General features: G+C 71.0%; 10 protein-coding genes. 5 read left to right on the plus strand and 5 right to left on the minus strand.

Annotated elements, in window-relative coordinates; translation table 11 throughout:
- A partial coding sequence (locus tag E1281_RS33030; protein WP_207943636.1) for a hypothetical protein occupies positions 1 to 261 on the plus strand: 261 nt, incomplete at its 5' end.
- Between the two features lie 17 nt (positions 262 to 278).
- On the opposite strand, the gene E1281_RS33035 is transcribed toward E1281_RS33030, so the two are convergent.
- The gene (locus E1281_RS33035) at positions 279 to 1,124 is read right to left on the minus strand and encodes a GntR family transcriptional regulator (RefSeq protein WP_131883642.1); all 846 of its coding nucleotides are present in this window, start codon (positions 1,122 to 1,124) and stop codon (positions 279 to 281) included.
- A 522-nt stretch (positions 1,125 to 1,646) separates the two neighbouring features.
- On the opposite strand from E1281_RS33035, the gene E1281_RS33040 reads away from it, so the two are divergent.
- The 4 genes from E1281_RS33040 to E1281_RS33055 all read left to right on the plus strand — a co-directional run bounded on the left by E1281_RS33040 (position 1,647) and on the right by E1281_RS33055 (position 4,927).
- Complete coding sequence (locus tag E1281_RS33040) at positions 1,647 to 2,114, plus strand: ATP-binding protein (RefSeq protein WP_165959212.1); 468 nt, start codon at positions 1,647 to 1,649, stop codon at positions 2,112 to 2,114.
- A 448-nt stretch (positions 2,115 to 2,562) separates the two neighbouring features.
- Positions 2,563 to 2,844: a hypothetical protein gene (locus E1281_RS33045; protein WP_131883644.1), complete on the plus strand. Its 282-nt coding sequence runs from the start codon at positions 2,563 to 2,565 to the stop codon at positions 2,842 to 2,844.
- A gap of 2 nt (positions 2,845 to 2,846) precedes the next feature.
- Positions 2,847 to 3,812: an MvdC/MvdD family ATP grasp protein gene (locus tag E1281_RS33050; RefSeq protein WP_131883645.1), complete on the plus strand. Its 966-nt coding sequence runs from the start codon at positions 2,847 to 2,849 to the stop codon at positions 3,810 to 3,812.
- Positions 3,809 to 4,927, plus strand: a complete 1,119-nt coding sequence (locus E1281_RS33055; protein WP_131883646.1) for a methyltransferase domain-containing protein — start codon at positions 3,809 to 3,811, stop codon at positions 4,925 to 4,927. The genes E1281_RS33050 and E1281_RS33055 overlap by 4 nt, the downstream gene beginning before the upstream one ends.
- 53 nt (positions 4,928 to 4,980) lie before the next feature.
- On the opposite strand, the gene E1281_RS33060 is transcribed toward E1281_RS33055, so the two are convergent.
- From E1281_RS33060 to E1281_RS33075, 4 genes are all read right to left on the minus strand, one after another.
- A complete protein-coding gene (locus E1281_RS33060) occupies positions 4,981 to 6,174 on the minus strand; it encodes a cytochrome P450 (protein ID WP_131883647.1) in 1,194 nt (397 codons plus the stop codon).
- 17 nt (positions 6,175 to 6,191) lie between these two features.
- The gene (locus E1281_RS33065) at positions 6,192 to 7,136 is read right to left on the minus strand and encodes a PDR/VanB family oxidoreductase (RefSeq protein WP_131883648.1); all 945 of its coding nucleotides are present in this window, start codon (positions 7,134 to 7,136) and stop codon (positions 6,192 to 6,194) included.
- A gap of 103 nt (positions 7,137 to 7,239) precedes the next feature.
- Positions 7,240 to 8,022 carry an IclR family transcriptional regulator gene (locus E1281_RS33070; protein ID WP_131883649.1) on the minus strand — a complete coding sequence of 261 codons (783 nt, stop codon included), beginning with the start codon at positions 8,020 to 8,022 and terminating at the stop codon, positions 7,240 to 7,242.
- A gap of 26 nt (positions 8,023 to 8,048) precedes the next feature.
- Positions 8,049 to 9,183, minus strand: a 1,135-nt coding sequence (locus E1281_RS33075; RefSeq protein ID WP_165959213.1) for an MMPL family transporter, incomplete at its 5' end; no start/stop codon positions are given.

Raw genomic sequence — 9,183 nt, forward strand, 5'->3', positions numbered from 1 at the left:
CGCCCCCACCACGCAATAGCCGCCAGCCCGCCGTCCATGAGCGCGCTTCCAACCGAGGATCTGACCGGCGTCACCAATCCGGCACCAAGGAGGGGCTGGCTGCGGGAGGCGGTGGAAGAGCACGTCATGCGCAGCCTTGGCGAGACCATGGACGAACTGGACCGCGGCCGTCCACCAGACGATCTGGTCGCAGCCCTCACGGCGGCCGACGCCGCCAACCAGCGGCTCCTGCAGAACGGCCTGTACTCCACCAGCCCCTGAAGGGAAAGCGCAATGGGCTATTCGGCGGGCGCTACGGGTGGTCCGTCTGGACCGGTGGAGCGGTGGGGCCACTGCGCGGACTCGTCGCGACGCAGCCGAGAGACTTCCTCCATGCGGTCGCCAGGGATGATGACCTGCGTGACGTCCACCGCCTTCTCGTCCTTCGCGCTGTAGCTGGTGCGGACGATCTCCCACACGGGCAACTCGGCGGGGATGAGCAGCAACTTGGCTTCGTCGAGCGTCGGCATCCGCACGCGGCGGCGTTCGAGCCACTCCAGAGGGCCATGTCCCATGGCCTCGATCGCATCTATCCAGGCTCCGGGGCCTGTGCCCTGCGGGTCCTCGACCTCGGGGACCTCGGCCGTGATTCGCGGATGTATCCACGTGGTGGAGATCTGGAACGCCGGTTCGCCATCAGGCCCGGTCACACGAAGCCGCCTCATGACCATCTCCCCAACCGGCACGTTCAACATGTGGGCGAGGCGAGGGTCATCGATAGGGGCATTGCGGACGTCCGGCTTGATGTGATGCGCCCAGAGTTCGTTCCCCATGGCGGCCGGGAAGCTGTAACCCCCTGCGAACTCCTCCCCGTCCTTCCGGTGCCTGGTGTTCCGCTTCACAAGGTCGGTGCGCATGACGGTCTTGCGGTGCTTGGGACGGACAACGGTGCCTCGGCGCGGCACTGAGACCAAGCGGCCGTCCTTCGCCAGCTTGCCCACCGCGCGGGCAACCGCGTTGCGGCTGGCGCCGTAGTGCTCGGCGAGCTTCTCCATCGGCGGCAGCGTCTCCCCCGCCCCCCACTCACCTGCATCAATACGCCGCAGCAAGTCATCGGCGATCTCGACGTAACGCGCTGACCCCACGCGCTCATCTCCTCATGTCGGGCAGATTTGTTGAATCTTATTGACGGCACCGCACCCTACCGGCACCATGAAGGCGGCCAGATTTGTTGAAACAAATCTGGCCAGGCCCCTACTTGCCGACCATGGAGACGTACCCGCCATGCCAGACACGACCCCCCAAAGTGGCCACCCGGAAGCCATCGGGCACAGGTTCCTGAACAGTGGCCCGACGAAGGCGGTCGGGACCAAAGCCGATGTTAGGGCCACCCCACTGCAGGGGTTGGCGACACAGCTCACGCAGCACGGTTGCCGGAAGGACACGGGGACGCTCGTCGTGTCGACGGGGGCGCGTGTTGAGCGGGTGGTCACTTGCGATCGCCAGCGGTGGCGGTGGAGTGGAGAGCGCCCGCATGTGCTCGGCCAGGTCGACACCAAATCAGCGCCTGCGGAGCGGGCCATGCTCGTCCTGAAGCAGATGGCGCGGTGGTCATGATGTGCGGCGGCGCGACCAGGGCGGGTGCGGGGGCCGCCTTGATGCTGGACATGACGTTTCGGGCGGTGCGGACGGTGCCGGGGCAGGTTCGCGGGCTGGTGACGTCCCGGCTCGCCGCATGGGGGGTCGCCGGGATCAGCGACGATGTGGAGCTGATCGCCAGTGAGCTCGTCACCAATGCCGTTGAGCACGCGCCGGGGGGGGAGGAGATCCGGGTCCGGCTCACGCGGGAGCCTGACGCCGTCCTTCTCGGGGTCTGGGACTCCTCCGACGTCAGGCCAGTGCGCAAGCTTTTCCTCGGCTCGACAGGTGCCGAGGCGGCACCGGACGCTGCGGCGCTCGACACCGGGCATGACGCCTTCACGCGTGGACGAGGGCTCCCGATCGTTGAGGCGTTGTCGGAGAGCTGGGGCGTCGCGCCGACCGCACCGCACGGGAAGTGGGTGTGGGCGAAGTGCGCCACGGTCGGGCCGACCGCCGATGTCGCCGTCCGCCACGTCCTTTCCTCCAGGTCGTGACCCATGGCGGACGGTGCGGAACTCGCTCGGTGGGCCGAGGGCAACCATCCCGGGTGGGCTGTGGTGTGGGGCGCGTACAGCCGGGAGTTCACCGCTTGGGCGATGTGGAGCACCGAGTCACTCGTCGTGACCGCGCCGGACACTCTCTCGCTTTCCATCGCCATCCGGAACGCCGAGCGACACCGCCACCCGCCCATGCGGCGCACCCGCTTCGGCACCTGGCAGGGCAGGCCATCAGCCGGTCTGCCGCCACCTGAACCCCACGGCCCCGAGGCGGAACGTCACGTCCCTCCGACGCCCCCTGCGGAGGACGAACCCCCTGGACACGATGCTTCGGGGCCGTGGCCTGCGACAGCCCGACCCAACCCGGTCGCGGCCGTCCTCACCCGAAGCTCCTTGTCGAGGAGCGGTCCATCGGCGGCCGTCGCGCTGCCAGAAAGGAAGTTCGATGACCACTCAGTCGGTCGAGCGGCCTGAGCCGCTCGACTCCGTGACGCACTCGCCGGACGGGGAGTCGCGCGGACTCGTCTTCCGAGTCGGGGACATCTTCCCCTTGGACCCGGGCCTGGACCAGGCGTCCCAGATCGACGCCGCTGCGACCGAGGCCCGTCCCTGGGGACTGCGGTTCCTAGTGGTGCCGCGTGCGGGCAAGCACGACAAGGGCACCTCCGAGTACACCACCGGAGGCCAGGGCGACAGCCAGCACCCCGAGGACAAGGGGAAGGACTGACGATGACGGTGCTGATGCTGGCCCGCGACGGCGACAAGGTCGCCGAACGGGTCGCCGCCGAGCTGCGTGGACGCGGAACCAGCGTGGCGCAGGTGAACCCGTCCGACTTCCCCTCACGGCTGTCGATGGGTGCTCAGCTGAACAGTTCGTCCTCCTGGACTGGACGCATCCGTGACCGAGACGGCCTTGACGTCCAACTGGCCAGCATCAGCTCCGTATGGCAGCGGGGCATCACCCCGTTCGTCATGGACGAGCGCATGTCCTCTCCCGAGCGCGCCTTCGCCTACGGGGAGGCCCGGCGTGGTTTCGGAGGCGTCCTCACCGCGCTCGGGGACTGCCTGTGGGTCAATGATCCGATGGCGGCGGCCCGTGCCGAGTACAAGCCGCTTCAGCTCGCCGAGGCGGCGAAGGTCGGGCTGGCGGTGCCCGAGACTCTGATCACCTCGGATGCGCGCCTCGCCTACGAGTGGGCGACACGGCTTCGGCGTCCCATCGTCTACAAACCTTTGGATGGCGTCGTCCACGCGGACGAGGGGCAGGTCCGCCTCCTCTACACCGCCCCCCTCACCGAACGGGAAAGCCTCCTCGACCCGGCGTTCGGACGCACCGCTCAAATGTTCCAAGAGCGCGTCCCAAAGTCCTTCGAGGCCCGCGTAACCGTGATCGGCGCCGAGGTGTTCGCCGTCCGTATCGACGCCGCGAGCACAGCCGCGCAGGAGGACTGGCGGTCCGACTACGACGCCTTGTCCTACAGCGTCATCCACCTGCCCTTCGACCTTCGGGCCAAGCTGCTCATGCTCTTGGCGCGGCTCGGCCTGGTGTACGGGGCGTTCGACCTGATCCACGACGTCTCGGGCCGGTGGGTGTTCCTGGAGGTGAACCAGCGCGGCGAGTTCGGATGGATCGCCGACACGACCGGGCTCGCGATCTATTCGGCCATGGCCGACCTACTGGAGAAGGGCGCATGAACAACACCGAGAAGTTGGCCGCTTCGCTGGGTATCAGCGCAGAGTGGCTGCCGGCGATGCAGGCGGTACCGCGTGAGACCTTCGTCCCGGACGTCGGCCTGGCCTGCCCCGAGAACGGCGCCAGCTACCCGGTCGACCGGCGAGCCCGCCCCGACGAGTGGCTCAGCGCCGTCTACTCCGACGCTTCGATCATCACCCAGCGCGAGGACGGCAAAGGCGACCCGTTGCAGATCTCCGACGGAATGGCGTCCAGCTCGATCTCCGCCCCCGGCATCGCCTTCACGTGCCTGGAGCTGCTGGCTCCCCGCGACCACGACCGCGTCCTGGAGATCGGCGCGGGCACTGGATACACCGCCGCCGTCCTGTCAGCGCGCGTCGGGGAGAAGAACGTCACCACCTTGGAGGTGGACCCCGGGATCGCCAAGCGCGCCGAAGCCAACCTCGCGGAGGCCGGATTCGCACCGCATCTGATCGTGGGAGACGGCCGTACAGGATTCCCGGACCACGCACCCTACGACCGCGTCCATGCGACGGTCGCCGTCGCCGAGGTCCCCTTCACCTGGGTGGAGCAGACCCGGCCCGGCGGTGTCATCGTCGCGCCGTGGCAACCCCTTCGCGACCATGGCCTGCTCACGCGGCTGACCACGACCTCCGACGGCGCGTACGGGCGGTTCCACGGACCGGCCGGATACATGATGCTGCGCTCCCACCGCGCCCAACTGAAGTGGCGCGTCCACCACGACGAAGAGGCACAGGTGACGACGACCGCGCTCGATCCGCGGACCGTCTTCAAAGCCGGGCCGGGCCTCCGCCTCGCCGCCGTGGCCCTGGCACCGGGCCTGATCTATTGGGAGAAGCACTTCGACGACGGGTCCTTCTCCCTGCTCCTGTTCGAGATCGGCGACCCGGACGGGCCATGGGCCGCCTGCGACTGGGAACCCGGACACGACCACTACGAGGTCACCCAGTACGGCGACCGGCGCCTGTGGGACGAGTTGGAGGACGCCTTCGAGTGGTGGATCCGCCACGACGGCCCCGGAGTCGAGCGGTTCGGCCTGACCGTCACCCCCGAGGGCGACCAACTGTGGCTGGACGAGCCGACTCGGCCGGTGTGACGACCCGGGCCCGGGTGTTGCGCAACGGCCTGCACAGTCGTGCAGGCCAAGGTTCAGTCCCGGTGGACGTGGAGGGGGATGGAGGACCAGGCGCGGAGGGTGTTGTTCAGGTGGCGTTCGGGGGTGGCGGCCAGTTCGATGCGGTCGGCCCTGGCCGCTAGGGCGGTCAGGACGGCTTCTGCTTCCAGGCGGGCTACGTGCTGGCCCACGCACTGGTGGATGCCCATGCCGAAGCCGACGTGGGCGGACGGGTCGCGGGTCAGGTCGAAGGCGTCGGGGTCCGTCCAGCGGCGGGGGTCGCGGTTGGCCGCGCCCAGGAACATGAGGATCTTCCTGCCGTCGGGGACGGTCGTTCCAGCGATGTCGACGTCTCCGACGGCGGTGCGGAAGAACGTCTGCACGGGCGACTCCCAGCGGACGGCCTCGTCGAAGGCGACGCGGGCCAGGCTCGGGTCGGCGCGGAGCCGCTCCCACTGGGCGGGGTTGGCGGCGAAGGCGTACAGCACCGCGCCCAGGGCGTGGACGGTGGTGTCGACCCCGGCCGTCAGCAGGGAGCGGACGATGAGGGGCGCCTGGTCATGGGTGATGTCTCCCCTGTCGGCCGCCGCCCAGATCTGTGCTCCGAAGCCGTCCTCGGACAGGTTGTCGCGGGCGCACTGGGCGGCGACCCATCCGGACAGCTCGGGGACCCGGGGCGCGCCCTTCGCGACGAGTTCGTTGTGCGGGCCGAAGGCGTTGAAGGCGTGGTCGCCGTAGGGAAGGAGGTTCTCCCGGCCTTCTTGAGGTAGTCCCACCGCGTCCGGGAACACGCGCAGAGGGAAGGCTTGGGCCAGAGCGGGGACGGCGTCGAACGACGGCTCGGCGAGCACCTGGTCGACCAGTTCCTCCGCGTCGGCGAACCAGGCGTCCCGCAGGCGGCGCAGCGCGCGCGGGCCGAGGACCTTGCCCAGGACGGCGCGCGGCGCGTCGTGCAGGGGCGGGTCGGCCTCCAGCAGCAGGCTCGGTGGGCGCCACGGCTCCTCGAAGCGGAAGTTGGCCATCCCGACCCCGGCGGCGGACTGGAGCGACTGCCAGTCGGTCAGCGCGGCGTGGACCTGCTCGTAGCGCGCCAGCGCGTACACGTCGTAGCGGCTCAGGTGCACGACGGGCCCGGCCTCGCGCAGGTCGTGCTGCATGGGCAGGGGGTCGCGCAGGACGTCAGCGGCGAACGGGTCGATGTCCAGGGCGGGCGGCAGGGTGGTGGTCATCGGGGTCCTCCGGAAGGTCACAGGTCCAGGACGAGTCGTTCGCTCCCGGCACGGGACACGCACACGAACATGCAGTCCCCGGCGGCGCGCTCGGCGTCGTCCAGCAGGGAGTCTCGGTGGTCGGGGACGCCGTCCAGGACGGTCGTCTCGCAGGTGCCGCACAGCCCTTGGCGGCAGGACGACAGCACGGGCACGCCCGCGTCGCCGAGGGCCTGCAACAGCGTCTGGTTCCGGGCGACACGCAGCGTCCGGCCCGAGCGGCGCAGCTCCACCTCGAAGGCGCCGTCGACGGCGCCGGTCCCGGGGGCCGCGGCGACGAAGCGCTCGGTGCGCAGCAGACCGGCCGGCCAGCCGGCGCAGCGCCGTTCCACCGCGTCCAGCAGGCCGGCGGGCCCGCAGCAGTACACCTTGGTGCCGGTCGAGGGGTCCGGCAGCCAGGCGGGCAGGTCCAGCGGGCCGTGCTCGTCCTCCGGCACGACGGCGACCTTGTCCCCGTAGCGGCGCAGCTCGTCCAGGAAGGCCATGGACGAGCGCGTGCGGCCTCCGTACAGCAGCCGCCATCCGATGCCCAGCGTCTCCGCCTGGACGATCATCGGCAGCAGCGGCGTGATCCCGATGCCGCCGGCGACGAACAGGTAGCGGGTGGCCGGGACCAGCCGGAAGTTGTTGCGCGGCCCGCCGATGCCGACCGGGTCGCCCACGCGCAGCTCGTCGTGGACGTAGGCGGACCCGCCCCGGCCGCCGCGCTCGCGCAGGACGCCGACCCGGTAGGAACGGGCGTCCCAGCGGTCCCCGCACAGCGAGTACTGGCGGGTCAGGCCGCCCGGCAGCACCAGGTCCACGTGCGAGCCGGGCGTCCAGTCGGGCAGCCGGCCGCCGTCGGGGCGCGCCAGGTCCAGCGCCACGACGCCGTCGGCCACCGGGGTCTTGCCGGTCACCCGCAGCTCCACCGCGGTGTCCATCGCCGTCCTCCTCGGGCTCGGGGGCGGAATCCGAGGATCGGCCGGACGCGATCCGGCCGACGAGGCGCTTTCTCATTGAATGAGAGGACTTTCGTGGCGCCGGTCACATGCCGGGGCGGTCCGTCCGCTGCGGGACGGGCACCTGGGCGGTCAGGGCGCGGCTGAGCGCGAGGCCGGCGAGCTGGAGGGGCCGGGTCAGCGTCCAGGCGGCGTCGTCGTTGGGCACGACGAGCCCGAGCGCGGCGACGACCTGCCCGTGCTGCCGCACCGGCACGGCGATCCCCGTGGCGTCGGGGTGGATGTGGCCGGGGCAGAACGCGAACCCGCGGCGCCGCACCTCCGCGAGTTCGGCGCGGAGCGCCCGCTCGCCGCCGATGGTGCGCGGGGTGTAGGTGGGCAGCGGCCCCTTGACGATCCTCTCGCGGAAGCCCGCGCCGGCGTGGGTCAGCAGGACCAGGCCGGACGACGAGGCGTTCAGCGGGAGCCGGCCGCCGACCCGGGTGAAGTTCACGACGGCGTCCGGCGCGGTGAGCCGCTCGACGAACAGGACCTCGTCGCCGTCCAGGACCCCGAGCTGCACGGAGTGCCCCACCACGGACTGGAGATCTCCCATGGACTGCATGGCGGCCTCACGGAGGCTCTGAATCGGGGACGCGCGTTCGGCCAGCTCCCACATGCGGGTGCCGATCCGCACGCCGCGGCGGCCGTCGCGGGCCAGGAGGCCGTGCCGGGTCATCTCGTTCACCAGCCGCGCCGCCGTCGCGGGCGGCAGCACGGCACGGCGCGCGATCTCCCCCACCGTGAGCACCCGGGACTCGGGGCCGAACGCGTCCAGGATCCTCACCACGCGGGTGAGCACCGACTCTCCGCTGGACGACCTGGCCACGGCGCCATCGTCCCATGGCCCGTCCTTTATCGGCCGAGGCGGACGAGCTGCTCGGATTCGCGGACCTGCTTCGCCTCGCGGCCGCGGCGGTAGAGGGTGCCCGGCCACCAGACGATCGGGCCCGCGTCGCGGACCAGGGCGGGGACCAGGAGCGAGCGCACCAGGAGGGTGTCCAGGAGGACGCCGAACGCCACGATGAACGCGATCTGGACGAGGAACGCCAGCGGGATCACCGCGAGGGCGGTGAAGGTGGCGGCCAGGACCACGCCCGCCGAGGTGATGACGCCGCCGGTCACGGTGAGGCCGCGCAGGACGCCGCTGCGGACCCCGTGCCGCAGCGACTCCTCGCGCGCACGGGTCATCAGGAAGATGTTGTAGTCGACGCCGAGCGCGACCAGGAAGACGAAGCCGTACAGGGCCACCGACGGGTCGGTGCCGGTGAACCCGAGGACGTGCTCGAAGACCAGACCGGCGACGCCGAGGGTCGCCAGGTAGTTGAGCGCGACGGTGGCGACCAGGAGGACGGGCATCGCCAGCGAGCGGAGCAGGACGATGAGGATCGCCACGATGATCGCGAGGACGACCGGCACGATGACGGTGCGGTCGCGTTCGGCGGCGGCCTGGGTGTCGACCTGCTGGGCGGTGTAGCCGCCGACCAGGGCGTCGGCGCCGGAGACGCCGTGGAGGCGGTCGCGCAGCCGCTCGACGGTCTGCCGGGCGGCCTCGCTGTCGGCCGTGCCGCTCAACGTGACCTCCACCAGGGCACGGCCGTCCACGACCAGGGGCTGCCCGCCGTCCGCCGTGCGCGGTCGGACACCGGAAACGCCCTGGACGCGTTCGGCGGCCGAGATCGTCTGCGGCAGCGCGGACGCGTCCGTGAGGACGATCGCCGGGTTGCCCGAACCACCGGGGAAATGCTCGTCCAGAACCTCCTGCGCCGTCACCGAGGACGCCTCGCCGACGAAGGTCTCGCTCAGCGGCACCCCATCGGTGCGCAATTGGGGCATGAACGCGGCGCCCGCGAGCAGGACGATCAGGCAGCCCGCCCAGACGCGGCGCGGGCGGCGGTCGATCAGCCGCGCGACGCGCTCCCAGACCCCGTGCCTGGCGGAGCCCGGCCGGTCGGGGTGGGGCCGGGCTCCGCCAGGCACGGGGTCTGGG

The organism is Actinomadura sp. KC345 (assembly GCF_004348515.1).
Taxonomy (GTDB): domain Bacteria; phylum Actinomycetota; class Actinomycetes; order Streptosporangiales; family Streptosporangiaceae; genus Spirillospora.

Excerpts from the sequence above, each read along its gene's own strand:
- E1281_RS33040 (WP_165959212.1), top strand. The coding sequence starts at position 1,647 with ATGACGTTTCGGGCGGTGCGGACGGTGCCGGGGCAGGTTCGCGGGCTG.
- E1281_RS33055 (WP_131883646.1), top strand. The coding sequence starts at position 3,809 with ATGAACAACACCGAGAAGTTGGCCGCTTCGCTGGGTATCAGCGCAGAG.
- E1281_RS33050 (WP_131883645.1), top strand. The coding sequence starts at position 2,847 with ATGACGGTGCTGATGCTGGCCCGCGACGGCGACAAGGTCGCCGAACGG.
- E1281_RS33060 (WP_131883647.1), bottom strand. The coding sequence starts at position 6,174 with ATGACCACCACCCTGCCGCCCGCCCTGGACATCGACCCGTTCGCCGCT.
- E1281_RS33065 (WP_131883648.1), bottom strand. The coding sequence starts at position 7,136 with ATGGACACCGCGGTGGAGCTGCGGGTGACCGGCAAGACCCCGGTGGCC.
- E1281_RS33045 (WP_131883644.1), top strand. The coding sequence starts at position 2,563 with ATGACCACTCAGTCGGTCGAGCGGCCTGAGCCGCTCGACTCCGTGACG.